This window comes from Mesorhizobium sp. LCM 4577 (assembly GCF_001854795.2).
GTDB lineage: Bacteria > Pseudomonadota > Alphaproteobacteria > Rhizobiales > Rhizobiaceae > Mesorhizobium > Mesorhizobium plurifarium.
Map to the genome: position 1 here is coordinate 98,305 of NZ_MDDU01000007.1, position 24,525 is coordinate 122,829.

At 64.7% G+C, this 24,525-nt stretch carries 20 protein-coding genes and 1 riboswitch; of the genes, 11 read left to right on the plus strand and 9 right to left on the minus strand.

Annotated features, from left to right (window positions below; all coding sequences use genetic code 11):
* Positions 1 to 151 precede the first annotated feature (151 nt).
* Positions 152 to 991: a hypothetical protein gene (locus LCM4577_RS12035; protein ID WP_040991706.1), complete on the minus strand. Its 840-nt coding sequence runs from the start codon at positions 989 to 991 to the stop codon at positions 152 to 154.
* Positions 992 to 1,360: 369 nt separating this feature from the next.
* Here LCM4577_RS12035 and glmM point away from each other — a divergent pair, with 369 nt between their 5' ends.
* The 5 genes from glmM to serA all read left to right on the plus strand — a co-directional run bounded on the left by glmM (position 1,361) and on the right by serA (position 7,779).
* Positions 1,361 to 2,713 (plus strand): phosphoglucosamine mutase, encoded by a 1,353-nt coding sequence (gene glmM, locus LCM4577_RS12040; protein ID WP_071071329.1) that lies wholly within the window; start codon positions 1,361 to 1,363, stop codon positions 2,711 to 2,713.
* 213 nt (positions 2,714 to 2,926) lie between these two features.
* Entirely contained in the window at positions 2,927 to 3,763 is an 837-nt protein-coding gene (locus LCM4577_RS12045; protein ID WP_041000912.1) for an outer membrane protein, read from the plus strand.
* 200 nt (positions 3,764 to 3,963) lie between these two features.
* A complete protein-coding gene (locus LCM4577_RS12050; RefSeq protein WP_041000911.1) occupies positions 3,964 to 4,749 on the plus strand; it encodes an outer membrane protein in 786 nt (261 codons plus the stop codon).
* A 194-nt stretch (positions 4,750 to 4,943) separates the two neighbouring features.
* Positions 4,944 to 6,119 (plus strand): phosphoserine transaminase, encoded by a 1,176-nt coding sequence (locus tag LCM4577_RS12055; RefSeq protein WP_071071331.1) that lies wholly within the window; start codon positions 4,944 to 4,946, stop codon positions 6,117 to 6,119.
* A 58-nt stretch (positions 6,120 to 6,177) separates the two neighbouring features.
* The gene (gene serA, locus LCM4577_RS12060; protein WP_071071333.1) at positions 6,178 to 7,779 is read left to right on the plus strand and encodes a phosphoglycerate dehydrogenase; all 1,602 of its coding nucleotides are present in this window, start codon (positions 6,178 to 6,180) and stop codon (positions 7,777 to 7,779) included.
* Positions 7,780 to 7,859: 80 nt separating this feature from the next.
* Here the strand turns inward: serA and LCM4577_RS12065 are convergent, their stop codons facing one another.
* Entirely contained in the window at positions 7,860 to 8,414 is a 555-nt protein-coding gene (locus LCM4577_RS12065; RefSeq protein ID WP_244508300.1) for an SH3 domain-containing protein, read from the minus strand.
* A 13-nt stretch (positions 8,415 to 8,427) separates the two neighbouring features.
* Positions 8,428 to 9,327 (minus strand): DMT family transporter, encoded by a 900-nt coding sequence (locus tag LCM4577_RS12070; RefSeq protein WP_071031470.1) that lies wholly within the window; start codon positions 9,325 to 9,327, stop codon positions 8,428 to 8,430.
* A gap of 327 nt (positions 9,328 to 9,654) precedes the next feature.
* On the opposite strand from LCM4577_RS12070, the gene LCM4577_RS12075 reads away from it, so the two are divergent.
* Both LCM4577_RS12075 and LCM4577_RS12080 read left to right on the plus strand, forming a co-directional pair.
* Entirely contained in the window at positions 9,655 to 10,953 is a 1,299-nt protein-coding gene (locus LCM4577_RS12075) for an adenylosuccinate synthase (protein ID WP_071071335.1), read from the plus strand.
* Between the two features lie 70 nt (positions 10,954 to 11,023).
* Positions 11,024 to 12,805, plus strand: coding sequence for a hypothetical protein (locus LCM4577_RS12080; RefSeq protein ID WP_071031472.1), 1,782 nt, complete (start codon positions 11,024 to 11,026; stop codon positions 12,803 to 12,805).
* Positions 12,806 to 12,834: 29 nt separating this feature from the next.
* Here the strand turns inward: LCM4577_RS12080 and LCM4577_RS12085 are convergent, their stop codons facing one another.
* The 4 genes from LCM4577_RS12085 to LCM4577_RS12100 all read right to left on the minus strand — a co-directional run bounded on the left by LCM4577_RS12085 (position 12,835) and on the right by LCM4577_RS12100 (position 15,900).
* Complete coding sequence (locus LCM4577_RS12085) at positions 12,835 to 13,134, minus strand: CcdB family protein (protein ID WP_071071337.1); 300 nt, start codon at positions 13,132 to 13,134, stop codon at positions 12,835 to 12,837.
* On the minus strand, positions 13,134 to 13,376 hold the full coding sequence (locus LCM4577_RS12090) for a type II toxin-antitoxin system CcdA family antitoxin (RefSeq protein ID WP_040991729.1): 243 nt from the start codon (positions 13,374 to 13,376) through the stop codon (positions 13,134 to 13,136). Before LCM4577_RS12090 ends, LCM4577_RS12085 begins: the two co-directional genes overlap by 1 nt.
* Before the next feature lie 63 nt (positions 13,377 to 13,439).
* Complete coding sequence (locus LCM4577_RS12095) at positions 13,440 to 15,254, minus strand: ABC-F family ATP-binding cassette domain-containing protein (protein WP_071071339.1); 1,815 nt, start codon at positions 15,252 to 15,254, stop codon at positions 13,440 to 13,442.
* A 1-nt stretch (position 15,255) separates the two neighbouring features.
* Positions 15,256 to 15,900 carry a thiamine diphosphokinase gene (locus LCM4577_RS12100; protein ID WP_041000895.1) on the minus strand — a complete coding sequence of 215 codons (645 nt, stop codon included), beginning with the start codon at positions 15,898 to 15,900 and terminating at the stop codon, positions 15,256 to 15,258.
* 137 nt (positions 15,901 to 16,037) lie between these two features.
* A riboswitch (TPP riboswitch) is annotated at positions 16,038 to 16,143 on the plus strand.
* A gap of 52 nt (positions 16,144 to 16,195) precedes the next feature.
* Between LCM4577_RS12100 and thiB the strand changes: the two genes are divergently transcribed.
* From thiB to LCM4577_RS12120, 4 genes are all read left to right on the plus strand, one after another.
* Positions 16,196 to 17,197, plus strand: coding sequence for a thiamine ABC transporter substrate binding subunit (gene thiB, locus LCM4577_RS12105; protein WP_371410045.1), 1,002 nt, complete (start codon positions 16,196 to 16,198; stop codon positions 17,195 to 17,197).
* A gap of 221 nt (positions 17,198 to 17,418) precedes the next feature.
* A complete protein-coding gene (gene thiP / locus LCM4577_RS12110) occupies positions 17,419 to 19,035 on the plus strand; it encodes a thiamine/thiamine pyrophosphate ABC transporter permease (protein ID WP_071036012.1) in 1,617 nt (538 codons plus the stop codon).
* Positions 19,032 to 19,820 carry a thiamine ABC transporter ATP-binding protein gene (gene thiQ, locus LCM4577_RS12115; protein ID WP_041000890.1) on the plus strand — a complete coding sequence of 263 codons (789 nt, stop codon included), beginning with the start codon at positions 19,032 to 19,034 and terminating at the stop codon, positions 19,818 to 19,820. The genes thiP and thiQ overlap by 4 nt, the downstream gene beginning before the upstream one ends.
* A 153-nt stretch (positions 19,821 to 19,973) precedes the next feature.
* Positions 19,974 to 21,443 carry a M48 family metalloprotease gene (locus LCM4577_RS12120; RefSeq protein WP_071071342.1) on the plus strand — a complete coding sequence of 490 codons (1,470 nt, stop codon included), beginning with the start codon at positions 19,974 to 19,976 and terminating at the stop codon, positions 21,441 to 21,443.
* A 71-nt stretch (positions 21,444 to 21,514) separates the two neighbouring features.
* Here LCM4577_RS12120 and LCM4577_RS12125 read toward each other — a convergent pair whose 3' ends face one another.
* Together LCM4577_RS12125 and LCM4577_RS12130 are read right to left on the minus strand one after the other, a co-directional pair.
* Positions 21,515 to 23,479, minus strand: a complete 1,965-nt coding sequence (locus LCM4577_RS12125) for a caspase family protein (protein WP_071071344.1) — start codon at positions 23,477 to 23,479, stop codon at positions 21,515 to 21,517.
* Positions 23,480 to 23,644: 165 nt separating this feature from the next.
* Positions 23,645 to 24,508 carry an RNA polymerase factor sigma-32 gene (locus LCM4577_RS12130; protein WP_041000887.1) on the minus strand — a complete coding sequence of 288 codons (864 nt, stop codon included), beginning with the start codon at positions 24,506 to 24,508 and terminating at the stop codon, positions 23,645 to 23,647.
* Between the last annotated feature and the right edge of the window lie 17 nt (positions 24,509 to 24,525).

Below are 24,525 nucleotides of genomic sequence, written 5' to 3' on the forward strand. Positions count from 1 at the left end.
CCGATAGGCCTGCCGGTTGCAGTGTGGGCGAATCGATCATGCCCGCAGCTACGTCGATATGCAGATGCGAGGAAGGCCGCAGGCTCTTCGCCTGCAAAAAAGCCCGCGCATCTTGCGATGCGCGGGCCTTTTCTCTTCGATAATTCGGCGATCAGCTCTTCAGCTTGGCGTTGCAGAGACTGTAAAAGCCACCGCCCTTCTGGATCCACTTCAGGCCGTTCAGCGTGTTGGCATCCTTGTTGGCGTAGTACTGCTCGAGGCAGGTATGCATGCGGCCCTTGGCCGGGGTCTCGGTGGCGAATTTCGGCGAGATCGCCTTCGGGAAGGTCACGCCCTTCGGCGCGGCGACTGACGGTTTCGCCGGCTCGCTGGTATAGGTGGCTTCCGACGGCGCCGGCACGGTGTCGTCATCGTCGGCGCCGGCGCCGCACTCGGCCTTGCGGAAGTCGTTCCACTTCATGCCGTTCAGCTTGTTGGCGGTCTTGGCAGCCTGGTACTTGGTGCTGCACTCGGCCATGGTCAGGCCCTTGCCGCCGTCGGCAGCGGCGGTCGAAGTCTTGGTTGTCGCAGCCGGGGCGGCGGCAGCCGCGGCGGTTGCGCCAGGACCGCACTCGGCCTTGCGGAAGTCGTTCCACTTCATGCCGTTGAGCGTGCCGGCGGATTTTGCAGCCTGGTATTTGGCGCTGCACTCCTTGGAGCTCAGGCCCTTGGCTGCGTCATCGGCAGCGGCGGCCGTCTTTGCCTTCTTGGTCGTCTTGGTGTCGGCGGCCTTCGTATCGGTCGCCGCCTTGGTGTCGGTCGCGGCGGAGGCATCGCTGCCGCACTGCGCCTTGCGGAACTGGTTCCAGGTCTGGCCGGCGAGCGTTCCAGCATCCTTGGCCGCGTTATACTTGGTGCTGCACTCGGCCATGGTCAGCGCGTTGGCCGGTGCCGCCATGAACAAGGTTGCGACGGCGAGACCCGTCAAAGCTGCAAGTCTATGAATAAGCATGGCGTTTTCTCCCTTGCTGCCGCCAATAAGTGTCCCTATGCCAAATCAATAGCTCTCAATGTGCGGTTGCGCCAGATGCTTCCAGCACGAGGCCCGTCACAAAGTGTGTTGTTCCCGATAAGGTGATGAATCGCTCGGCATAGCCGCTACGCCGCCAAGGTTCTCCGTGCGAACGCATGACGAAAAGCTGCCCTCCGCTGACATACTACCCCTGCAGCGAGAAGAGTGTCGGGCTCTCGAGCCACGCGCACCGCCCACGACAATGTTTTTCTAAGGATTGGTAATATACAATCACGAAATTTGATGATCGGATGCGGCTCAATTGTGGCAATAGGGGCGGCTGAAAAACCGACGGGGACAGCAAGGCACATGGCAGGTCAGTATTTCGGCACAGACGGTATCCGCGGACGCRCCAACAAATTTCCGATGACRGCCGAGGTCGCCATGCGCGTCGGCATGGCCGCCGGGCTCTCGTTCCAGCGCGGCAATCATCGTCACCGCGTCGTGCTCGGCAAGGACACGCGGCTTTCCGGCTACATGATCGAGAACGCCATGGTCGCGGGCCTGTGCGCCGCCGGCATGGACGTGTTCCTGCTCGGCCCGATCCCGACGCCCGCCGTCGCCATGCTGGTGCGCTCGCTGCGCGCCGACATCGGCGTGATGATCTCGGCCTCGCACAATCCTTATTACGACAACGGCATCAAGCTGTTCGGTCCCGACGGCTACAAGCTTTCCGACGAGATCGAGGAGCGCATCGAGAGCATGCTCGACAAGGACATCGACCTTGCGCTCGCCGATTCCGACGGGCTCGGCCGGGCCAAGCGCGTCGATGGCGTGCATGACCGCTATATCGAATTCGCCAAGCGCACGCTGCCGCGCTCGATGTCGCTCTCGGGCCTGAGGATCGTCGTCGACTGCGCCAACGGCGCGTCCTACAAGGTGGCGCCCGAGGCGCTGTGGGAACTCGGCGCCGAGGTGGTGGCGATCAATGTCGAGCCGAACGGCTTCAACATCAACAAGGAGTGCGGCTCGACCCATCCGGCCGGCCTGCAGAAGAAGGTGCACGAGGTGCGCGCCGACATCGGCATCGCGCTCGACGGCGATGCCGACCGTGTCGTCATCGTCGACGAGAACGGAGCGATCGTCGACGGCGACCAGATCATGGCGCTGATCGCCGAATCCTGGCACCAGAGCGGACGACTGGCCGGCGGCGGCGTCGTTTCCACCGTGATGTCCAATCTCGGCCTGGAACGTTTCCTCGGCGACATGAAGCTGCAGCTCCATCGCACCAAGGTCGGCGACCGCTATGTGGTCGAGCATATGCGCGCGCATGGCTTGAATGTCGGCGGCGAGCAGTCGGGCCACATCGTGCTTTCCGATTTCTCGACCACCGGCGATGGCCTGGTCTCGGCCTTGCAGGTGCTGGCCTGCATCAAGCGGCAGAACCGCCCGGTCAGCGAGCTGTCGAAGAAGTTCGAGCCGGTGCCGCAGCTTCTGAAGAATGTCCGCATCTCCGGCGGCAAGCCGCTGGAGGAAGCGCCGGTCAAGGCGGCGATCGAGGAGGGACGCAACCGGCTCGGAACGTCCGGCCGCCTCGTCATCCGGCCCTCGGGCACCGAGCCGCTCATCCGCGTGATGGCCGAGGGCGACGATCCGCAACTGGTCGAAGCGGTGGTCAACGACATCGTCGGCATTCTTCAGGAAACCCGCAGCGCCGCCTGAACCCGGCCGCAGTTCCCCTCAACCGCAAAGCCCGCCGTCAGGCGGGCTTTTTCGTCGCCAGGCAGGCCGTTCGGACAACGGCGTTCGCTCTAAAATTGTATAGATTCGTGGTTAATCGGTACGGTTAAACGGCCTTTAACCTTTGCAATTCATTATCCACACCCGAGGCAACCATCTTCGGGCGTCGTCCCGAGGCTTCTTAGGGGTGACAGCATGTTCAATATAAAGAGAATGGCAGTGCTTGCCGCGCTGTTCGCGGGGCTGGCCGGCCCGGCGCTGGCGGCCGATCTTCCGCAGCCGATCGAAGAGGCGCCGCCGCCGGTCGTCGAAGCGCAGCCCGTCGATGTCGGCGGCTGGTACATCCGCGGCGATCTCGATTATCATTGGTCCCGCTTCGGCGGCGCCGACTACATCACTTACGGGGCCGCGCCCCAGACTCAGGGCAGCTTCGCCACGGGCTCCCTCAAGGGCGCCTTATCTGCGGGCGCTGGCATCGGCTACCAAGTGAACCAGTATTTTCGCACCGATCTCACCGCGGACTGGATGAGCAAGTCAAACTTCCGCGGCTCGACGGTCGGCTTCTGCGGCGGCGGCGTGCCCTGTACTTCCGTCGACACCTCCTCCTATTCGGCGCTGCTGCTTCTGGCCAACGCCTATGTCGATATCGGTACCTGGCACGGCATCACGCCCTATGTCGGCGCCGGTATCGGTGGCGCTTGGGTCAAGTGGGACACGCTTCACAACAGCGACGACGATGGCGACTTCTTCCATCGCGGGGGAAAGGGCTGGCGCTTCGCCTATGCCCTCATGGCCGGTGCCTCCTACTGCCTGACGGATCGCGTCAAGCTGGACGTTGGCTACCGCTACAGCCATATCAATGGCGGCAAGATGTTCGAATACGCCTCGGACAGCAATGTTGGCCCCGGCTACGATCGTGGCATCAACGTGCATGAAGTGCGTGGCGGCCTCCGCTACCAGTTCGGCGGCCAGTCGGACTGCGCGCCGCCGCCGGAGCCCTACGTTCCGCCGGAACCGATCTACACCAAGTAATCGCTTCCTGGATCCTCGAATTCAAAGCCGCCCGGCGCCAGCCGGGCGGCTTTTCGTTTGTGCGACGCCGGTAATATCGATCGAATCAATTCGGTAACCGGCTGTCATCCTTAACCGGCACTTAACCACTATGGTTAACAATGGGATCTTGAAACGGCGCCCGCGTTCGTGATTGGCGCCAATTTCAGGAGCCGGGGACCATGACATTAAGATCGCGTATCGCGTCAGCGCTTGCCGCAATCATCCTGCTGCCGATGACGCCGGCGCTGGCGGCGGACTACGATCCGCCGATCTATGTCGACCAGGCGCCGGATTACCAGCCGGTCGAGGTCGGCTCGGGCTGGTACCTGCGCGGCGATGTCGCTTATCTGCCGCAGAAGAGCTTTAAGAACGGGAGTTTCACCTTCCCCTCAACGATTAACAACGAAAGCTTCAGTGAGAGCGAGAAGGCATATTTCGCCAGTATCGGCTTCGGATATCATTTTAACGACTATCTCCGCGCCGATCTCAACCTCGGCTACCTGCCCGGCAACAAAGCCAGCTTCAGCTATGACGACAGAACGGTCGTGGTGGCGCCGGCAACGTCGACCGTGGGAGATGGAAGCCTCAAGAACTATGCCTTCTCAGGCATATTGAACGGCTATGTCGACCTTGGAACATATGTCGGCGTCACGCCCTATATTGGCGCCGGCATCGGTATCGTGCAAAGCAAATACAGCCTTTCGGCGGACTATTCCACCAACAATAGCGATCCAAGCGACGACTTCTCCATACGCAGCAGCAAAACCAAATATTCCCTGGCATACACATTGAACGCCGGCCTTGCCTACCAGGTCTCGAAGAATGTCCTGATCGATCTTGGCTATCAGTATTTCTCCGCGCCCGACGCCGAATATGTCACGGCCGCAAGCCTGAATTCCTTCCCGATCCACAAAGGCATCAGCAATCACCAGGTCAAGCTCGGCCTGCGCTACGACCTCTGGTAAAGCGAAACGGACTCCGAAATGCCACGGCGGGCCAACGGCTCGCCGTTTTTATTTCGAGGTGCGCACACTGGTCATAGGGAATATCCCGACAGCGACAAAAACTTTGCTCTTGACGCCGAAGCCTTGAGCGCATATCGCCGTTCGTGGGCCACCCCTCCCCAACGAGGGGCCACTATCTGGAAGGATAGACCACGATGACGACACCTACCAAGCCCGGACTCCGTCCGGCAAACCCCAATTTCTCTTCAGGTCCCTGCGCAAAACGTCCCGGCTGGTCGGCCGAGGCGCTGAAAGCCGCCGCACTCGGGCGCTCGCACCGCGCCAAGATCGGCAAGGCCAAGCTCGAACAGGCGATCGAGCTGACGCGCGAAATCCTCAAGGTTCCCGCGAGCTATCGCATCGGCATCGTGCCGGCGTCGGACACCGGCGCGGTCGAGATGGCGCTATGGTCGCTGCTCGGCGAGCGCGGCGTCGACATGGTCGCCTGGGAGAGCTTTGGCTCCGGCTGGGTGACGGATGTCGTCAAGCAGCTCAAGCTCGCCGACGTGCGCAAATTCGAGGCCGGCTACGGCAAGCTGCCCGACCTCAAGCAGGTCGATTTCGACCGCGACGTCGTCTTCACCTGGAACGGCACCACCTCGGGCGTGCGCGTGCCCAACGGCGATTTCATTCCCGCGAACCGCAAGGGCCTGACCATCTGCGACGCCACCTCGGCGGCGTTCGCGCAAAGGCTCGACTTCGAGAAGCTCGATGTCGTCACCTTCTCCTGGCAGAAGGTGCTGGGCGGCGAGGGCGCGCATGGCATGCTGATCCTGTCGCCCCGCGCCGTCGAGCGACTGGAGACCTACAAGCCGGCCTGGCCGCTGCCGAAGATCTTCCGCCTCACCTCGGGCGGCAAGCTGATCGAGGGCATCTTCAAGGGCGAGACCATCAACACGCCATCGATGCTGTGCGTGGAGGACTATCTCGATGCGCTCCACTGGGCGAAATCGATCGGCGGGCTCGATGCGCTGATCGCCCGCGCCGACGCCAATGCCGCGGTGCTCGACCGGTTTGTTGAGACGTCGCCGTGGCTCGGTCATCTTGCCGTCGATCCGGCGACACGCTCGAACACGTCCGTGTGTCTCTCCTTCACCGATCCTGACGTCGCGGCGCTCGACGCCGACGGCCAGGCGGCTTTCGCCAAGGGCATCGTGTCAGCGCTCGACAAGGAAGGCGTCGCTTACGACATCGGCTCCTATCGCGATGCCCCGCCCGGCCTGCGCATCTGGTGCGGCGCAACCGTCGAGACCTCCGATCTCGAAGCGCTGCTGCCCTGGCTCGACTGGGCCTTCGCCACGCAGAAGGCATCGCTGAAAGCAGCGGCCTGAAATCCGTGGCGGCCTGCGGGCCGCCATTTCCCGACATTTCCACGTCAAGGAGGCCGCAATGACGCCCCGCGTTCTCGTTTCGGATAAACTTTCCACCACCGCCGTGCAGATCTTCAAGGATCGCGGCATCGACGTCGACTATCTGCCCGATCTCGGCAAGGACAAGGAAAAGCTCGCCGAGGTGATCGGCCAGTATGACGGCCTCGCCATCCGCTCGGCGACCAAGGTCACCGAGAAGCTGATCAATGCCGCCACCAGGCTCAAGGTCGTCGGCCGCGCCGGCATCGGCGTCGACAATGTCGATATCCCGGCCGCCAGCCGCAGGGGTATCATCGTGATGAACACGCCCTTCGGCAATTCGATCACCACGGCGGAGCACGCGGTCGCCATGATCTTCGCGCTGGCGCGCCAGATCCCGGAGGCCAACGCCTCGACGCATGCGGGAAAATGGGAAAAGAACCGCTTCATGGGCATCGAGATCACCAGCAAGACGCTGGGCGTGATCGGCTGCGGCAATATCGRCTCGATCGTCGCCACGCGCGGCGTCGGCCTGAAGATGCATGTGATTGCCTTCGACCCGTTCTTGTCGGACAGCCGCGCCGAGGAGCTCGGCGTCCAGAAGGTCGAGCTCGACGAGCTCTTCGCCCGCGCCGACTTCATCACCTTGCACACGCCGCTGACCGACAAGACGCGCAACATCATCGACGCGGCCGCGATCGCCAAGATGAAGGACGGCGTTCGCATCATCAATTGCGCCCGCGGCGGGCTGGTCGTCGAGGCCGACCTGGTCGCCGCGCTGAAGAGCGGCAAGGTGGCCGGCGCCGGCATCGACGTGTTCGAGGTCGAGCCGGCGGAAAACAACCCGCTGTTCGGCATGGAGAATGTCGTGGCGACCCCGCATCTCGGCGCCTCGACCACCGAGGCGCAGGAGAATGTCGCGCTGCAGGTGGCCGAGCAGATGAGCGACTATCTGATCAAGGGCGCGGTCTCCAACGCCATCAACATGCCCTCGATCACCGCGGAGGAGGCGCCGCGGCTGAAACCCTTCGTCAAGCTCGCCGAAGTGCTCGGCGCCTTTGTCGGCCAGGTCACCGAGGACCCGATCAAGGAGGTCGAGATCCTGTTCGACGGCTCGACCGCGACGATGAACACGCGCGCGCTGGTGAGCGCGGCGCTCGCAGGCCTGATCCGGCCGCAGGTCGCCGACGTCAACATGGTGTCGGCGCCGATCATGGTGAAGGAGCGCGGCATCATCGTCGCCGAGGTCAAGCGCGACAAATCGGGCGTGTTCGACGGCTATATCAAGCTCACCGTCAAGACCGAGCACATGACGCGCTCGATCGCCGGCACCTGCTTCTCCGACGGCAAGCCGCGCTTCATCCAGATCAAGGGCATCAATCTCGACGCCGAGGTCGGCCAGCACATGCTCTACACGACCAATGCCGACGCGCCCGGCATCATCGGCCTGCTCGGCACGGTGTGCGGCGAGAATGGCGTCAACATCGCCAACTTCCAGCTCGGCCGTAACCGGCCTGGCGGCGATGCGATCGCGCTGCTCTATCTCGACGCGCCGTTTCCGGAAAAAGTGCTGGAGCAGGTGCGGGGGCACAAGTCGATCGACTCGGCGAAGCGGCTCCGCTTCGACGTCGGCGGCGAGTGAACGCGCCGGGCGATTGAAATTGAAACGCCCCGCCTGGGACAGCAGCGGGGCGTTTCAATTCTGTCAGGCCTTGATCGACCTCACTTGCAGGGGAAGCCGGGCGCGATCTTGCACTGGGGCTTGTGCGGCTTGGGCGGGCGCGGCCGTTGCGGCTTGTGCGGCCAGTGCGGGCGGTAATGCGGCGGGCGAACGACGATGCGCGGCTGCACGATCACGGGTCGAACGACGTGGGAACGCTCGAGGTAATTCGCGCTCGCCCAGCCGTGAATCCCGGCCGCATCAATCGAGCACCAGCTGCCCTGGCAAAGGTTCAGCGTCACCCTCTGGCCCGCCGGCAAGGTTGCGATCTTCGCATAGTGCGTGCCCGGGCCGCTGCGCACATTCAGCGATGTCGTGGTGTGGGCGACCGTGGCCGCCGACGCCGATGCGGGAAAGGCCGCGAGGCCGACAACGGCGCCGATCAGCGCCAAGAACATCCGGAAATTCATGGTTCCCTCTCTGGTCGATGAAAAACAACCCGGCCGTGGCATCTGTTCGTCGAAAGTTGAGAGAGTCAATGCCGCCACAGGCTTTGGTATATCGAAAATATCAATATCCTTAGTGGGATAGAAGTTGCTGACGACTGCTTGGAACATTATGCGGCAGATATCATCCGGTCTGCAGCACTGTTCTGCTGCCGCTGTATTCGGCAAGGGCAATGCCGCCGAGGACAAGCGCCAGCGCGAAAGCCTGATAGGGCTGAAACTGCTCGCCGACGATCAGCACCGAAAGCAGCGTGCCGAAGATCGGCACCAGGTTGATGAACAGTCCGGCGCGGTTGGCGCCGATCAGCTCGTTGCCCTTGATGTAGAAGATCTGCGCGATGACGGAGGCGCCGAGCGCCGTGTAGAGCGTCAGCGCCCATCCGTGCGCGTCCGGCACGATGACGCGGCCGGCCACGATCTCCCAGATGAAGAAAGGCACCGAGGTCAGAAGCGCCGAGATCGATAAGGCGAGCATCAGGCTTTGCCAGCGAATGGCGGGTTTCAGGCGCAGCCCGACCGAATAGAGGCTGTAGCAAAGCACCGCGACGAGCATGATGGCGTCGCCGAAATTGAGGTCGAGCTTCAGCAGCTGACGAAGGTCGCCATGGCTCGCGGTCAGCGCGACACCGACGATGGTGAGCGCGACGCCGACGATCTGCAAAGCCTGAACGCGCATCCGGAAGAAGATGAAATTGGCGAGGATGATGACGATCGGGATCGCGGCCTGCTCGATCGAGACGTTGATGGCGGTCGTGTAGTTGAGCGCGGTGTAGAAAATGACGTTGAAGAATGTAAAGCCGCAGGTGCCGAGAGCCGCGACCAGCCGCCAGTGCCTGCGCAGCTTTGGCCAGTCTTCGCGCAGCGGCCGCCAACCGAAGGGCAGCAGGATCAGCACCGCCATCACCCAGCGCAGGAACACCAGCATCATCGGGGAGACATGGCCGACGGCAAGCTTGCCCGCCACCGAGTTGCCGCCCCATAGCAGCATGGTCGACAGAAGCAGAAGATAGGCGGCTCGGTGCATCGGCAAATCCGGCGCGGCGCAATGCGTTAAAGGGTCAAGGCCGGGGTAGTGCGGCAGCGGCGGCAAGTAAATGATGCGAAAGCCGGATTTTGTTATGCCTGAACCGGGTTGACGTTCGCCGGCGGCGCCTTTTTGATCCGACTCCTGGCCGGAGCATAATATCCTCAGAAGGCCGGTAGTCGCCTTTGCGTTCGCCGGCCTTCGGTTCGGGGGTGACGTGCCAAAGGATGGTTTCGGCGGCAAAGAAAGGGTCGCGCCGGCCGGCGCTTGACGCTATAGAGGCCTGTCGTTTCAGGCCGCCCGCGCGGCATTTCAAGGGAAAAGAACATGGCCAATGTGGTGGTCGTCGGCTCGCAGTGGGGCGACGAAGGCAAGGGCAAGATCGTCGACTGGCTGTCGGAACGGGCCGATGTGGTCGTGCGCTTCCAGGGAGGCCACAATGCCGGCCATACGCTGGTCGTCGACGGCAAGGTCTACAAGCTGTCGCTGCTGCCCTCGGGCGTGGTCAGGCAGGGCAAGCTTTCGATCATCGGCAATGGCGTGGTGTTCGATCCGCATGCCTTCGTCGCCGAAGCCAAGAAGCTCAAGGAACAGGGCGTGGAGGTCACGCCGGAGCGCCTGAAAATAGCCGAAAACACCGCGCTTATCCTGTCGCTGCACCGGGAGCTGGACGGATTCCGCGAAGACGCCGCTTCGAATTCCGGAACCAAGATTGGCACGACCCGCCGCGGCATCGGCCCCGCCTATGAGGACAAGGTGGGCCGCCGCGCGGTGCGGGTGATGGATTTGGCGGATTTGGAAACGCTCCCCTTGAAGGTCGACAGGCTGCTGACGCACCACAACGCGCTTCGCCGCGGGCTAGGCCATCCGGAAGTGACGCATGAGGCGATCATGCAGGAGGTGACTTCGGTGGCCGCCGAGATCCTGCCTTATATGGACCGCGTCTGGAAGGTGCTCGACGACAAGCGCCGCGCCGGCGAGCGCATCCTGTTCGAGGGCGCGCAAGGCACGCTGCTCGACATCGACCACGGCACCTATCCCTTCGTCACCTCGTCCAACACCGTGGCGGGCCAAGCGGCAGCCGGTTCCGGCGTCGGCCCCGGCGTCATCGGCTACGTGCTMGGCATCACCAAGGCCTACACGACGCGCGTCGGCGAGGGACCGTTCCCGACCGAGCAGAAGAACGAGATCGGCGAGTTCCTCGGCACGCGCGGCCACGAATTCGGCGTCGTCACCGGACGCAAGCGGCGCTGCGGCTGGTTCGATGCGGTGCTGGTGCGTCAGGCCGTCGCCGTCAACGGCATCAAGGGCATCGCGCTCACCAAGCTCGACGTGCTGGACGGGCTCGACGAGATCAAGGTCTGCACCGRCTACCGGCTCGACGGCGAGACGATCGATTACCTGCCGGCCAGCCAGGGCGCGCAAGCGCGGGTCGAACCCATCTACGAGACCCTCGAAGGCTGGAAGGGAACCACGGCCGGCGCCAGAAGCTGGAACGATTTGCCGGCGCAAGCCGTCAAGTATGTCCGCTATATCGAGGAGCTGATCGGCGCCCCGGTGGCGCTGCTCTCCACCAGCCCCGAACGGGACGACACAATACTTGTGACCGACCCGTTTCAAGACTAGTTTCGCAGCCCTTCCCGGCGCTATGGCTGATTTGCGGCCGGCGGGAAAAAGAATGCAGGTCACCTGACGCATGGCAGATTTCGTTAGTGTTCTGAAAAAGCAGCTCGAGAAGAAGGGGGATCCTTCGTTCGAGGTGCGCAAGCAGATATACGACGGTGCCCGCGCGGTGCTGGCGAAGAAGCTCGCCGAATATTCCCCGCCGCTGGCACCCGATGTCGTCAGCAAGCAGAAGCGCTCGCTGGAAGACGCCATCTCCAGCGTCGAGCGCGACTATGTCAAACGCGTTCCGGCCGAGGATCCGCTGGCGGAACTGGAGCATATCTTCTCTTCCATCGACCGCAACAGGAACCAGCCGAACCACTCCCGCCAGCCGGCGGCGCCTGTGGCTGCGAAGCCGGATCCGTTCAAATCCGAACCGTTCAAGCCGGCGGCCCCGCCCGCCAGGACGGAACCGAGCTGGCAAAGCGCGCCGAAGGCGGAGCCCGCGCCGCAGGACCCTGCGAAGGCCGAGCCAGCCTGGCAGAACACGGCAAGGACCGAGCCAAGCTGGCAGGCAGCGCCGAAGGCGGAGCCTGCCTGGCAGAAGGCGACGCCGCCGATGCCATCGCCGCGCGAAGACGATGTGGGCGTGGCCGGCATGGACGATGCCGACGATGGCGGCGATGTCTTTGCCAGCGATGAGCAGCCGGCCGACACCTTCCAGCGCCTGCGGCCACAGCCGCAGGAGCGCAAGCGCGGCTATGGCGGCTTGATCGCCGCTCTCATCGCGCTCCTGGTGCTGGCGGGCGGCGGCTACGGCATATGGCTGAACAAGAACGCGTTCGGCTCGCTCTTCGGCCTTGGCGGCGGCAGCAAGACGGTCTCGACCGAGCCTCTGGTGAAGCCGGCTCCGGCCAAGCCCGCCACCGAGACGGCCGCCGCGCCGGCCCCCGCCGCCAGCGAGCCCGCGGAGACGACCAAGTTCACACAACGCCTGACGCCCGAGGGCAAGGAGACCGATCCCGGCCCCGCCGGCGGACAGGCCACGATCGGCGAGGGCGAATCCGTCGCGGCGCTGACGTCGCGGCCGCCGGCCGCGCCGACAACGGCGCCAGCGACGACCCCGCCTGCTGCGGCCACGCAAACGCCTGGCGCGCCTGCCGGAGGAACAGCGCCGGCGACCGACGCGGCCAATCCGACCCCGCCGGCGGCCGGAACCGCACCGCCAGCGGCAGGCGCCACGCCGCCCGCGGCTGGAGCAACGCCGCCGGCCGCAGGCACGACGCCGCCCGCGCCGGCGACCGCCGAGGCGACCGTGCCGGTCGGGCAGAAGGCGATCTTCTATGAGGAGCGCACGAGCACCCAGCAGGGCACGGCCGAGCCCGGCAGCATCGTCTGGTCGCTGGTGCAGGAATCGCCCGGCGGCGACCTGCCGCCGGAACCGGCGATCCGCGCCGAGGCGACGATCCCCGGCAAGAACATCCAGTTGCGCATGACGATCCGGCGCAACACCGACCAGACCTTGCCGGCCAGCCACATCATCGAGATGATCTTCCTGACGCCGGAAGGGTTTGACGGCGGCGGCGTCGATAACATCCTGCGCATAGCCATGAAGAGCTCCGAGCAGGATGCCGGCAGCCCGCTGATCGGCATTCCGGCCAAGATCGCCGACGGCTTCTTCCTCGTCGCGCTCAACGACACCAAGGCGGACGAGGACGCCAACCTGACGCTGCTTCGAGGCCAGGACTGGATCGACGTGCCGGTGGTCTACAAGACCGGACGCCGCGCGCTGCTGACCATGGAAAAGGGCATCCCGGGCGAGAAAGTGTTCGACGAGGCGCTGAAGGCCTGGGCGACGAAGACGTCGGGGTGAGGGGCAGCGGCGGTTTAAGCCGCCGCCGCTCAGAAGCCCTGAAACAGCATGTCGAGCGCGGCGACGATCTCGTCGTGGTGGCTTATGAGGTTGGTTCGATTTTCACCGAGTTCGGTCGCAGCCACTGTCGCGATCAGGTGAGTAGCCATCACCATCTTGCGCCCATTGATCTCGAAGACCGGATGCAGCTTGCGCATCGGCGAAGGCGTCGAGGTCAGCGGCAGAAGCGGAACGACGACCCTAGTCTTGAAGTGGTCGAGCAGGCCGGATTGAACATCGAGCAAATAGCCGCCTTCGATGCCGCTGGCGAAGACGTCGTAGCGCGCCATCAGAATTGCCGATGCTCGGCGAGCGGGATGCCATGCTTGTCGACATAGTCGTTCCAGGCCTCCATCGTCGCACGGTTCTCAAGCTTCCACAGCCGCGTTTTCTCCGCAGCAACCGCTTCCGCTATACCGGCTTCCGCGGCACGCGAGACATTCACGTTGAGCCCCTTGGCTTCCGCCATAAGTTGAGAATCGATCGACAGATTAGCCGGTTGACGGACCGCGTTCGCTGCTATCTTGCGCATGATGGCGTCCTCATTATGCGCATATCTTATGCGCACGGTACCGCCTTTGCAATGAACGCGGTATTACCCCTCCATCTCCTCCCGCAGCATCTCCAGCTCCAGCCACTCTTCCTCGAGTGCGGCAAGCGTCGTGCGCTCCTTGTCGAGCGCGGCGATGGTCTTCTGGAACGAGACGGGATCGCGCTCGTAGAAGGCGGGGTCGGCGATGTTGTTCTCCAGCCGCGAGATCGAGGCCGTCACCGCCTCGATCTTCTTCGGCAGGGAGTCCAGCGCGAACTTCTGCTTGAAGGAGAGCTTTTTCGCTGGACCCTTGGGTGCTGTCTGTTCGGCTTTCGGCGAAGCCTCGGCGGTCTCGGCCTTCGACCTTGCCTTGCGGTCTTCTAGCTTCGAGCCGCCGCGCTGCGCCAGCATGTCGGAATAGCCGCCGGCATATTCGATCCAGCGGCCGTTGCCCTCTGGCGCGATCACGCTGGTGACGGTGCGGTCGAGGAAGTCGCGGTCGTGGCTGACCAGGATCACCGTGCCGGCAAAGCCCGCGACCAATTCCTGCAGCAGTTCCAACGTCTCCATGTCGAGATCGTTGGTCGGCTCGTCGAGCACCAGAAGGTTCGCCGGCCGCGCCAGAACGCGGGCCAGCAGCAGCCGCGCCCGCTCGCCGCCGGAAAGCTCGCGCACCGGCGTGCGCGCCTGCTCGGGCTTGAACAGGAAATCCTTCATGTAGGAGACGACATGGCGCTGCTCGCCATTGACGAGCAGGTTCTCGCCGCGCCCGTCGGTCAGGTAGTGCGCCAGCGTCTCCTGCGGGTCGACGGCCTCGCGTTTCTGATCGAGCGTCGCGATCTCGAGATTGACACCGAGCCGCACGGTGCCGGCATCCGGCGCCAGCTCTCCGGTCAGCATCTTCAGCAATGTCGTTTTGCCCGCGCCGTTCGGGCCGACCAGGCCGACGCGGTCGCCGCGCTGGATGCGGGTCGAGAACCCTTTGACCACGGTGAGGTCGCCAAAGCTCTTGTCGATGGCCTTGGCTTCGATCACCAGCTTGCCGGATTCGGCGGCGTCGCTCGCCACCATGGTGGCGGTGCCCTCGGCGCCGCGATGGCTGCGGAAGCGCTGGCGCATGGTCTGCAATTCGCCGAGCCGGCGCATGTTGCGCTTGCGCCTGGCGGTCACGCCGTAGCGCAGCCAGTGCTCCTCGCGCACGATCTGGCGGCCGAGCTTGTGCTGCTCGCGCTCCTCCTCCTCCAGCACCTGGTCGCGCCACTCCTCGAAATGCGCGAAGCCCTTGTCCAGGCGCCGCGTCTGGCCGCGGTCGAGCCAGACGGTGGCGCGCGAGACGCGCTCGAGAAAGCGGCGGTCGTGCGAGATCAGGATCACCGCGGAAGAGGTGCGGGCAAGCTCTTCTTCCAGCCACTCGATGACCGAGAGATCGAGATGGTTGGTCGGCTCGTCGAGCAAAAGGATGTCGGGCTCGGGCGCCATGACACGGGCTAGCGCAGCGCGGCGCGCCTCGCCGCCTGAAAGATCGTTCGGCCGCTCCTCGCCGGTGAGGCCGAGATGTTCCATCAGATAGGTGGCGCGATGCGGATCGTCGGCCGGGCCGAGGCCGGCTTCGACATAGGCGCGCACGCTGGCGAAACCGTCCATGTCGGGCATCTGCGGCAGATAGCGGACCGTGGCCGAGGGTTGGCGGAAGACCTCGCCGTCCTGCGGCTCGATCATGCCGGCGGCGATCTTGAGCAGCGTCGACTTGCCCGAGCCATTGCGGCCGACCAGCGCGATCTTCTCGCCGGCGGATGCGCTGAGCGCCGCGCCGTCGAGCAGCGGCGTGCCGCCGAAGGTCAGTTTAATGCCGTCGAGGTTGAGGAGTGGCGGCGCCATATCAGCTTTCTGGAAGAGGATAAGGGTGGGCCAGAAGCAGCGCCCGGCCGCGCTCCAGCGCGATGCCGAGCCGCCCTTTGACCTCGTTTGATATAGTGAGCGAGGAGCCGAACGCCACCTCGACGCGGTCGAGCGGCCATTTGGCGCCGGTCACAGTCAGGCCGCCAAGCTCGGAGAAGCCGAGCACCGAAAACAAGGTGCCCTCATCATAGTCGAAGCTCGATTTGCCGGGCAGGATCGGAACGCCTTCCTGCGCGCCGCTCGTCAGCAGCACCCGCGTGCCGGCGGCGGCCAGCCGCACGGCCAGCGCCAGATGCAGGACGGCATGGTCGGCGCGCTTGCCGCCAAAGGCTCCGGCCAGCACCAGGCTGGTGGCGCCGCGCTGAAGCGCTTCCGCTATGGCGAGCTCTCCGTCGGTCATGTCCTTCTCGGCCGGGAAGACTTTTCGCGGAACGGCGGCGAGATCATCCGGCAGGTTGGCCGGCACCGAATCGAAATCGCCAACCCAGAGTTCCGGGACGATATCCAGCAAGCGGGCATGGCCGATGCCGGCGTCGGCGGCGATGACGCGCGAGCCAGTGATCTGGCGTTCGAGCCGGGGCGTGCGGATGAGTTCGCCGCCAAGCAGGATGGTGAATGTGCCCATGGGCGTCGCCCTTACCAGCCCACCGGGCGAAACGGAAGCCGGATGCAGTGCGCTTCGGTTGCGAACCCTGCCGGCGAACATTAGCTGCCCGGCAAAACTTCCGCTTGCGCGCCGCTTCGGCCGGGCCTATCTGTCGAAACGCTCTAACGGGGTGCCGGACGTGATCCGGCTGAGAGGCGATCAAGCCAACCCGCTGAACCTGATCCGGTTTGTACCGGCGGAGGGATTAGACGTTTCGGACCATCCGGCGCCTCAATTCCTTGTCACTCGAACGAAGGAGGCGCCGATGCGCGCAATGCTGTCCAATCTCATTCTCGCAACCGGCCTTGTTGCGCTTCTGGCGGGCGTCGCGCCTGCCRAGGCCAAGGACAAGCTCACCGTCTATACTTATGAAAGCTTCACCGCCGATTGGGGACCCGGACCGGCCGTGAAGAAGGAATTCGAGGCCGAATGCGGCTGCGATCTCGAATTCGTCTCGGTGGCCGACGGTGTGGCGCTGCTCAACCGCGTCAAGCTCGAAGGCGCCGGCACCAAAGCCGATGTCGTGCTTGGCCTCGACACCAATCTGACGGCGGACGCGAAGGCGAGCGGCCTCTTCGCGCCGCATGGCGAAGTCTCCGGGATCAATGTGCCCGGAGGCTGGAGCGACGACACTTTCGTGCCCTTCGACTATGGCTATTTCGCCGTCGTCTACGACACGCAGAAGCTGAAAGTCCCGCCGAAGAGCCTGAAGGAGCTGGTGGAAGGCAGCGGCACCGACAAGATCGTCATCCAGGATCCGCGCACCTCGACGCCCGGCCTTGGCCTGCTTTTGTGGGTGAAGTCTGTCTATGGCGACAAGGCGCCGGAAGCCTGGGCCAAGCTCAAGACCAAGGTCCTGACGGTGACGCCGGGCTGGAGCGAGGCCTATGGCCTGTTCACCAAGGGCGAGGCTCCGATGGTGCTCTCCTACACCACCTCGCCGGCCTACCACATGGTGGCCGAGAACACCGAGCGCTACCAGGCGGCCTCCTTCGAGGAGGGCGAATACCTGCAGATCGAGGTTGCCGGCATCACCACGGCCGGCGCGAAGAACCCGCTGGCGCAGAAATTCATCGCCTTCATGACCGGACCGAAGTTCCAGGACGTCATTCCGGAGACCAACTGGATGTTCCCGGCCGGCAAGACCGACAAGCCGCTCAACCCGGCCTTCGACAAGCTGGTGAAGCCGACCAAGACCTTGCTGTTCAGTCCTGAGGAAGTGGCGGCCAACCGCAAGGCCTGGGTGGATGAGTGGCTGGCGGTGATGAGCAAGTAGGGCTGCGATGCTTGCGCCAAGGCCCCCCTCTCTGTCCTGCCGGACATCTCCCCCTCAAGGGGGGAGATTGGCTGTCACGCCGACTTTCGCCAATCTCCAATGCTGCAGGACTAAGCGGGGCGTCGAAGCTGCTAATCTCCCCCCTAGAGGGGGAGATGGCCGGCAGGCCAGAGGGGGGCGCGAAGGAACGCGGCGTTCGCTGAATCTCAACAAGGTGCAGCGTGCACGCCACGCGTGACTCCCGCATAACCGCTGGCGTCATCGCTCTTGCAGCAATCGCCATCCTCATCGGCGGCGCCTTCGCCGGCCTCGCCATCGAAGGCGCGCATGACCTCTCCGGCGCTGCCGCCGCCTTCGACAGCTATCTCTTTCGCGTCGCCCGCTTCACGCTTTGGCAGGCGGCTCTCTCGACGCTCCTGTCGGTCGCGCCGGCGCTGCTCGTGGCGCGCGCCTTGTCCCGGCATCCAGCCTTTCCCGGCCGCCGACTGATCCTGCAACTGTTCACCGTGCCGCTGGCATTGCCGGCAATCGTCGCCGCGCTCGGCATATTGGCGCTCTACGGTCGCGCCGGGTACTTTGCCGGCGTCTTCGCCGGGCTTGGCGGCGGAGAATGGCCCGGCATCTACGGCCTCTCCGGCATCCTGGTCGCGCATGTCTTCTTCAACCTGCCCTTGGCGACGCGCCTGTTCCTGGAGTCGCTGGGCACCATTCCCGCCGACCAGTGGCGACTGGCGAGCCAGCTTGGGATGAGCGCCCGCCCGGCCTTCCGGCTGATCGAATGGCCGGTGCTGCGCGCGGCCTTGCCGGGGATCGCCGGACTGGTCTTCATGCTCTGCATCACCTCCTTCACCATCGTGCTGACGCTGGGCGGCGGTCCGGCCGCGACGACGCTGGAGGTCGCCATCTACCAGGCGCTGCGCTTCGATTTCGATCCCGCGCGCGCCGTGGTGCTGACGCTGTTGCAGATCGCGCTGACCTTCATCGTGGTCGTCGCTCTCACGCGGCTCGGCGCCAACGCCGTCGGCGACGCCAATCTGCCGGTGGCGCCGCGCCGCTACCTTTCGGCGGGCCGCATGGAGAGCGTGCTGAATGGCGGCCTCATCGTGCTTGCCCTGCTGTTCGTCGCCGGACCGATGGCGGCGACGGTGGTTTCAGGTCTGGAGGCCGATCTCGGCCGATTGGCGGGCGAGGAGGCGGTGCGCCGCGCGACGCTCACCAGCGCGGGCCTTGCTTTGCTTGCGGCGCTGCTCAGCGTGACCTTGTCGCTGGCGCTGATCGCGGCGCGGCGCGCGCTGGCCCTGCGGCGCCGTGCCGGCAGCGCCATGTCGCTGCTCGAGCACGCCGCCGACACCGGAGCCGGCTTCGTGCTCGTCGTGCCGCCGATCGTGCTTGGCGCCGGCTGGTTCCTGGCGTTGCGCAGCATCACCGATGTCTTCGCCATCGCGCCGGTCATGGTCGTCGCCGTCAATGCGGTGATGGCCATGCCCTTCGCCATCCGCGCCATTCGCCCGGCCTATGATGCGGCGAGCGAACGCCATGAGCGGCTTTGCCTGGCGCTCGGCATATCCGGCTGGACCCGGCTCAGCCTGATCGACTGGCCGTCGCTGAGGCGGCCCTTGGCCACCGGATTCGCCTTCGCCATGGCGCTGTCGCTCGGCGATCTCGGGGTGATCGCGCTGTTCGGCAGCGATTCCGTACAGACCTTGCCCTATCTGCTTTTGGCGCGCATGGGCAGCTACCGGACCGCCGACGCCGCGGGACTCGCCTTGCTGCTCGGCCTCGTCTGCCTGATGCTGGTGGTCGTTGCTGACTGGCTGGGGCGGGAAGGAAAGTCATGACGACGACGATCGACGGCACCGCCGCGCATAAGGGCCTCACCGTCACGCTGGATGGTATCGCGTTCAGCTACGGCGAATCTTCCTTCCGCTTCGATGCCGAATTCGCGGCGGGCAGGATCACCGCCATCATGGGGCCGAGCGGTTCCGGCAAGTCGACGCTGCTCAATCTGATAGCCGGCTTCGAAACGCCCGATGCGGGCAGGGTGCTGATCGGCGGCATCGACATCGGCGACACGCCGCCTTCGGCGCGACCGGTGTCGATGGTGTTCCAGGAAAACAATTTGTTTGCCCACCTTTCGGTCGAAGCCAATGTCGGACTCGGCCGCTCGCCGTCGCTGAAACTCGGCGAGGCCGACCGCGTTGCCGTCGCCGAGGCACTGGCGCGTGTGGGCCTGGCGGGCAAGGAAAAGCGGCTGCCGCGCGAGCTTTCCGGCGGCGAGCGGCAGCGCGTGGCGCTGGCGCGGGTGCTGCTGCGCGACCGGCCGGTCTTGCTGCTCGACGAGCCTTTCGCATCGCTCGGCCCGGCGCTGCGCGAGGACATGCTCGATCTTGTCGCCGGCATCCATGCCGAACGCGAAATGACGGTGCTGTTCGTCACGCATCAGCCGGAGGATGCGCGCCGCATCGGCCAGGACGTGGCATTTCTCGATGAAGGCACGATCGCGGCGGCCGGGCCGGCCGACGATTTCTTCGACCGGTCTGGACCGGATGCGTTCAGGCGCTATATCGGCGATCAAGGCGGCACCGTTGCCGGATCACAACATATTGCCCGGAAGCGGACATAATTTACGGCCAAACCGGCAACGGGTGATCCGGCGTTTGCTTGCCTTGTCCGGGGGAGTATGGCTAGGTCCGGCCATGCTGGTCCGGCTGGGCCGTGATTTGCCGAAAGATGTCGAAAGGAAGCCGATCTGTCGACCGGCACTGAGAAAGTGTGGATGAGGCCACTGGCACGATTTTTCGCGCTGGCGAGCGTTGCCGTGGCGCTTGCCAGCTGCCAGATGTTCACGCCGCCGGACGTGCAGGAGAGCGGCTTCCAGCCTTCCGACAAGCCGATCACCGTCGACAACGTCGTCGCCAACGCCAAGCTCGCCGAAATGGCGAAAGCGCAGCATCCACGGATTCTCGCCACCTATGGCGGCGAATATTCCGATCCTAAGCTGGAACGCATGGTGGCCAAGGTCGTCGGCAATCTGACGGTGGTGTCGGCCAACCCGACCCAGACCTATCGCATCACCATCCTCAACTCACCCAATGTCAACGCCTTCGCGCTGCCGGGTGGCTATCTTTATGTGACGCGCGGGCTGCTGGCGCTGGCCAACGATTCCTCCGAGCTTGCCGCCGTCATCGCGCATGAGATGGGCCACGTCACCGCCAACCATGGCCTGCAGCGGCAGCAGCTCGAGGCCGAGGAAGGCCTGGCGACCAAGGTGGTTTCCGACGTGCTCGGCGACAGTCCGACGGCCAAGGCGGCGCTGATCCGCGGCAAGCTGAGGCTGGCGCAATTCTCGCGCAACCAGGAACTCCAGGCCGACGCCATCGGCATCAAGTCGATCGGCGAGGCGGGCTACGATCCTTACGCCGCCGGCCGTTTCCTGCAGTCGATGTCGGCTTACACGGATTTCCGCTCGGTCAGCGGCGCCACCGACGCCAGCCTCGACTTCCTGGCGACGCACCCCAACACGCCACAGCGCATCGAGCTGGCGCAGCGCCTTGCGCGTAATTTCGGCCCGCCCGGCGTCGGCACGCGCGACCGCGACGCATTTCTGGCCGGCATAGACGGCCTGCTCTACGGCGACACGCCGGAAGAAGGCTATGTGCGCGGCCAGACCTTCATGCACCCCAATCTCGGCGTCTCCTTCACGGTGCCGGACGGCTTCGTCATCGACAATTCGGCGGCCGCGGTGACCGCGACCGGGCCGGGCGACATCGCCATCCGTTTCGATGGCGTGGCGATCGACAAGTCGGTCTCGCTCACCGATTACATCCGCAGCGGCTGGGTGGCGGGGCTCGAAGACGCCAGCGTGCGCCAGGAGACGGTCAACGGCAACGAGGCGGCTATGGCGCATGCCAGCGCGCAAGGCTGGCAGTTCGATATCGCGGTGATCCGCGCCGGCGGGCAGGTCTACAGGTTGCTGACGGCCGCGCCTTCGGCCAGCACCGCGCTGGACCCGGTCGCGCGCTCGGTCAGCGGCTCCTTCCGCGTGCTGAGCCCGGCCGAGAAGGCGGCGCTGAAGCCGCTGCATATCCGGGTCGTCACCGTCCAGGCCGGCCAGACGATGGGTTCGCTCGCGGCCCAGATGGTCGGCGTCGACCGCAAGCTAGACCTCTTCCGCGTGCTCAACGCCATGTCGCCCGGCGCCAGCGTATCGGCCGGCGACAAGGTCAAGATCGTCACCGACAGGTAGCGTGTCGCGAGTTCAGCCCGACCGGGCTCCGTCGGCTGCTTGAACAATCGCCCGGTCGGGAGCCGTTGTCGTCACAAGCCGTCGCTGCCGGTTTCGCCACCCTCACTTTGGCCACCACCGGTACTGCCGCCGCCGGCGCGATTGGCGCCCTGGTTGCCGCCACTCCAGGGTGTCCTCCCGGTTTCCGGCGGCACCGGCTTGACCGTTGGCGTTACTGGAACTGTCGGTGCGATGGTCTTCGGTTTCGACACGGGCACGCGGACCACCTTTATCTTCGTGATGACCTTCGGGGGCTTGCAAGCCATGACCGCGGGACGCGCGAGATGCGCCGCAAGGCCCAGGATGCCCATCGAGTACACGTCCTGCCGCTCCATGCCGGCCTTGAGGAAAGCCAGCGCGCGGTCCGGGTCGGTGGGTACGCCATTGCGGCCTTCCTTGAAGATCATCGCAAGGTTCTTCATGGCATCGACATGTCCCATCGCCGCTGCCTGGAGCAGCAGGTCGAGCCCCTTGCCGGTATCACGCTGGACGCCGAGACCGTCGAACAAAGCGCGGCCCCAGACGGCCATGGCGTAGGGGTCTCCCTTGTCGGACGCTGTCGAATAGAGGTCGTTCGCCTTCGCCAAGTCGACGGAGCCGATAGAGCCGAGCGCGAACAGGGCGCGGATATGTCCCTTGTCCGCGGCCTCCTGGATCGCCTGTCTGGCTTCGTCGATCCTGCCGGACGCCAGAAGCGTCCGCCCCAACTCGTAACGGAAGCGCGCAATGTCGGGATAGGATTTCACCGCCGCCTCGCAGGCTTCGACAGCTCCGCCGCCGATCTCGTTCGGCAAGCGGCCTGGGACGACACCCTGCAGGTCGAGCGGCTCGCCGGCGGCCTGGTCGCAAGGATCGACGTTTGGCGACAGCTTCACCGTCGCCTGTTTCGCGGCGCTGCCCGCGCGGATCTGGAAGCCGATGTCGACGGGAGCGGCCGAGCCGATCTGCGGCTCGTAGCGCAGATTGCCGACCTCGGCGGCCTTCAGGCTCGATTGCGGCGACAGCACGCGATCCGGCAGGGACAGCGTTCCCGTCGCCGGGTAGCTCGCAAGTTTGAGGCTGACGCCGGCATCCTTGGTGGGGAAATCCAGCTTCAGCGGAACCGGGCCGACGCCGACCGGGACGCGGATGTCGCGATTTCCAATCGCTTCGGCAGCGGCGGCGGCTTCGATTCCGCGCTCCGCCGTCTGCTGATCCTGCTCAGTGTCGGGCGGCGGCGCAGGTTGCTCGGTCCCGCGCATCAGCACGACGTCGTCGATCAGCGATGAGTTCTCCCACGGCACCTGCTTGCCGTTGGTCGCCTTGACCACATCGCGGCGCACGGCCGCCATCACCGAGCGTATCTCCTGGTCCGGCGTCAGCGCACGGCGGGAGAAGGCCGATGAAAACGGGCTAAGGTCGCCGGAGCCGTCGTAGGCGACCGCGCCCGGTTCGGTGGCAAAGGCAATCAGCGTGTTCTGCGAACCGGTTACCTGTGCAAGTCCGCTGTCGCCGGCGACGATCAACTRGTCGCGCAGCCAATAGTCCTTGCGTGGGAAGGGATTGTTGCGGCAGGCGTCGAGGATGACCATCTGGATCTTCGATCTCGAGCGCAGCTGCCGCAGTATGTCATTGACCTTGATGGCCTGGACTTCCATGTCGGCCGCATCTTTCAGCGACGCATCGACCGGGATCAGGAAGTTCTCCCCGCCGATCTGAAAGCCGTGTCCTGAATAATAGACGACCGCCAGATCGGCGCCGTCGGCCGCAGCCAGATAGTTGCGGAACTTCTCTTCGAACTGAAGCCTGGTGAGGTCCTTGGCCGCGAAGACCTCGAAGCCGGCCAGCCGGAATGTCTTCGATACATCCTCGGCGTCCTTGTCCGGGTTCTTGAGCGCCGGGATCTCGCGGTATTGCGAATTGCCGATGACGAGGGCAACCCTTCGATCGGCATGCGCTTCGAGCGTCGTGAAACCCACGAGGATCAAAGCAGCAAGGAGTGCGAAGCATCGCAGCATGGCAAATCCCCCATGTGTGATCTGGAGGCTTCAAAGGGGCCAATTGCGACGCAATGATCTGTTAAAGACCTCACAATCCGGAAGTAGGATGGAGGAAAATTGCTCCGGTGGCGATATTTTCTTATTTACTAATATCTTATCATCGAATTCGAGGGCTGATCAGCCTTAGGCGGCCTCCGCCAGAAATTCCGGGTTCTGTTTCACCAGGGCCAGCTTCAGCTTTTCCATGGCGCGGGCCTCGATCTGGCGGACGCGCTCCTTGGAGATGCCGAGCTGTTCGCCAAGCGATTCCAGCGTGGCGCCGTCATCGCTCAGCCTGCGCTCCTCGATGATGCGAAGCTCGCGGGCGTTGAGCGCGCCGAGCGCGCTTTTCAGCCAGACGGCCCGGCGCTGGACATCGATCCTCTCCCCGACGATCTCGTCGGGAAGCGGGTCTTCGGAGACCAGGAAATCCATCCGCTCGGCGGCGCCGTTCTCGTCGGCCAGGGGCGCGTTGAGCGAGCTGTCGGGCGAAGACAGGCGCGAATCCATCATCGCCACGTCGGCCTCCGGAACGCCGAGCGCCGCCGAGACCTCGCGGTAGAGGGAGGCGTTGGAAATCGGCTCGGCCCCGTTGGCAAGGCGGGCGCGCAAGCGCCTGAGATTGAAGAAGAGCGCCTTCTGCGCCGAGCTGGTGCCGCCGCGCACGATCGACCAGTTGCGCAGGATATAATCCTGCATCGAGGCGCGGATCCACCAGGTGGCATAGGTCGAGAAGCGCACTTCCCGCGCGGGCTCGAAACGCGCCGCCGCCTCGAGCAAGCCGACATGACCCTCCTGGATGAGATCGCCGAGCGGCAGGCCGTAATGGCGGAATTTCGAGGCCATGGAGATGACCAGGCGCATATGGGCGACGGTGATCCTGTGCAGCGCATGCTGGTCGTTCTCTTCCTTCCAGCGGAGCGCAAGCACATGCTCCTCGTCGCGCTCGAGATAGGGAGCCCTCATTGCCGCCCGGACCAGTGTCCGCCCTGCCGCGTCCTCGATCATGTCGGCTCCTTTGCCAC

Bases quoted from the DNA above. Each gene is read 5' to 3' on its own strand.
- LCM4577_RS12085 (WP_071071337.1), bottom strand. From the start codon at position 13,134: ATGGCGCGCTACGACGTCTTCGCCAGCGGCATCGAAGGCGGCTATTTG.
- LCM4577_RS12050 (WP_041000911.1), top strand. From the start codon at position 3,964: ATGACATTAAGATCGCGTATCGCGTCAGCGCTTGCCGCAATCATCCTG.
- LCM4577_RS12100 (WP_041000895.1), bottom strand. From the start codon at position 15,900: ATGGGCACATTCACCATCCTGCTTGGCGGCGAACTCATCCGCACGCCC.
- LCM4577_RS12130 (WP_041000887.1), bottom strand. From the start codon at position 24,508: ATGATCGAGGACGCGGCAGGGCGGACACTGGTCCGGGCGGCAATGAGG.
- LCM4577_RS12070 (WP_071031470.1), bottom strand. From the start codon at position 9,327: ATGCACCGAGCCGCCTATCTTCTGCTTCTGTCGACCATGCTGCTATGG.
- LCM4577_RS12045 (WP_041000912.1), top strand. From the start codon at position 2,927: ATGTTCAATATAAAGAGAATGGCAGTGCTTGCCGCGCTGTTCGCGGGG.
- LCM4577_RS12065 (WP_244508300.1), bottom strand. From the start codon at position 8,414: ATGTTCCAAGCAGTCGTCAGCAACTTCTATCCCACTAAGGATATTGAT.
- LCM4577_RS12080 (WP_071031472.1), top strand. From the start codon at position 11,024: ATGGCAGATTTCGTTAGTGTTCTGAAAAAGCAGCTCGAGAAGAAGGGG.
- LCM4577_RS12095 (WP_071071339.1), bottom strand. From the start codon at position 15,254: ATGGCGCCGCCACTCCTCAACCTCGACGGCATTAAACTGACCTTCGGC.
- LCM4577_RS12055 (WP_071071331.1), top strand. From the start codon at position 4,944: ATGACGACACCTACCAAGCCCGGACTCCGTCCGGCAAACCCCAATTTC.
- LCM4577_RS12035 (WP_040991706.1), bottom strand. From the start codon at position 991: ATGCTTATTCATAGACTTGCAGCTTTGACGGGTCTCGCCGTCGCAACC.
- thiQ (WP_041000890.1), top strand. From the start codon at position 19,032: ATGACGACGACGATCGACGGCACCGCCGCGCATAAGGGCCTCACCGTC.
- LCM4577_RS12090 (WP_040991729.1), bottom strand. From the start codon at position 13,376: ATGCGCAAGATAGCAGCGAACGCGGTCCGTCAACCGGCTAATCTGTCG.
- LCM4577_RS12120 (WP_071071342.1), top strand. From the start codon at position 19,974: ATGAGGCCACTGGCACGATTTTTCGCGCTGGCGAGCGTTGCCGTGGCG.